Annotated in this window: 1 protein-coding gene; it reads right to left on the bottom strand. The window is 72.8% G+C overall.

The window, feature by feature from the left end:
* Positions 1-1590 (bottom strand): phenylalanine--tRNA ligase subunit beta (locus HMPREF1138_RS01725; protein WP_009055815.1); only part of this gene is annotated, 1590 nt, incomplete at both ends.

The raw sequence follows: 1590 nt of genomic DNA, 5'->3' as shown, positions 1-1590 counted from the left end.
GCCGGCGAGAGCTCGCCCGCCAGCGCGACGTCCACGAGCTCGCGGCCCGCGCGCACGAAGACGCGGGCGACGCGGCCCGGGTGGAAGGGAGCAACGTCCGCGGGATCCGTGGCCGGGGCGGGCATCGGGGCACCCTTGTGGGCGGGAGCCTTGTCCATCCAGGCGCGGGTTACCTCGACGCGCACCCCGAGGGCCGAGGCCACGCGACGCACGTACTCCAGGGCGTCCGCCCAGTCGTACGCGCGCGGAGACGACAGGACGCCGGCAACCTCGGCTGTGCCGGTCAAGACGGCGCCGATGTGCCACGGCTGAGGCGGGATGCCGGCCTCGAGGGCGGCGAGCACCTCATCCGAGGGGCGTTCCTCCGCCCCGGGCAGAGCCGCGGGAACCGTGCCGTGGGGCCTGGCTACCTTCGCGACCTCGAAGACAGCGACGTCCGCGTTGGAGCGCGACACGTTGCGGCCGGCGACGTCGAGGAGGGTGTCGAGCACCGAGGTGCGCAGCCACGGGGCGTCATCCGCCATCGGGTTGCGTAGGCGCAGGGCCTCACGGCGCGGGTCGGCGGCGGGGATTCCTTGACGATCCCACGTGTCGGACACGAAGGGGTAGGACTCGACCTCGACGAGGCCGCCGTCGGCGAGCGTCGCAGCAGCGAGACGACGCGCCTTCTGGCCCGTGGTCAGGCCGTGGCCCGCGGGAGCCGTAGGAAGCACGACGGGAATGTTGTCGTAACCGTCCAGGCGCGCGACTTCCTCGACGAGATCCGCCGGAAGCGTCAGGTCCGGGCGCCACGACGGCGCCGTGACGGTGAACGCGCCATCGACGGGGCCTTCGACGCGGCAGCCGACGGTGGTCAGCAGCTCGGCGATGCGCTCGGGGCTGTGCGCGACGCCGGTGAGGCGCTGCGCCTCGCCCACGGGCAGGGAGATGACGGTCGGGGTCTCTCGCTCGTCGACGTCGGTCACGCCGGCGTCGATGCTCCCGCCGCCGTACTGAACGAGCAGCTCGACGGCGCGCTGGGCGGCGACCTCGGGCAGTGCCGGGTCGACACCGCGCTCGAAGCGCTTCGAGGCCTCGGAGTGCAGCTTGTGGCGGCGCGCGCTGCGCGCGATCGACACCGCATCGAAGTGGGCGGCCTCGAACAGGATATCGGTGGTGCCCTCCTCCACCTCGGAGTAGGCGCCGCCCATGACACCGGCGATGCCGATGATGCGAGAGCCCTCGCCCTGGGGCGAATCGGTGATGAGCAGGTCCTGCGGATCCAGCTCGCGCTTCTCCTCGTCCAGGGTCACGAGGCTCTCGCCCGCGCGGGCGCGGCGCACGACGATGGGAGACGCGAGCGCTGCCAGGTCGTAGGCGTGCATCGGCTGCCCCAGGTCGAGCATGACGTAGTTCGTAATGTCGACGGGCAGCGACAGGGAGCGCATGCCAGCGGCCTCGAGGCGCTCAACCATCCAACGCGGGGTCGGAGCGGCAGGGTTGGTGCCGCGCACGACGCGCGCGACGAAGCGATCGACGCCCGCGCGGCCGCGGATCGGCGCGTCGTCAGCGAAGACCACGGGGAAGCCCTCGGCGTTGGGCGCGGGGGGC

It is taken from the genome of Actinomyces sp. ICM58, from assembly GCF_000283035.1.
In the GTDB taxonomy this organism is placed as follows: Bacteria; Actinomycetota; Actinomycetes; order Actinomycetales; family Actinomycetaceae; genus Pauljensenia.
This window is presented reverse-complemented; position numbering and strand designations above follow the sequence as displayed.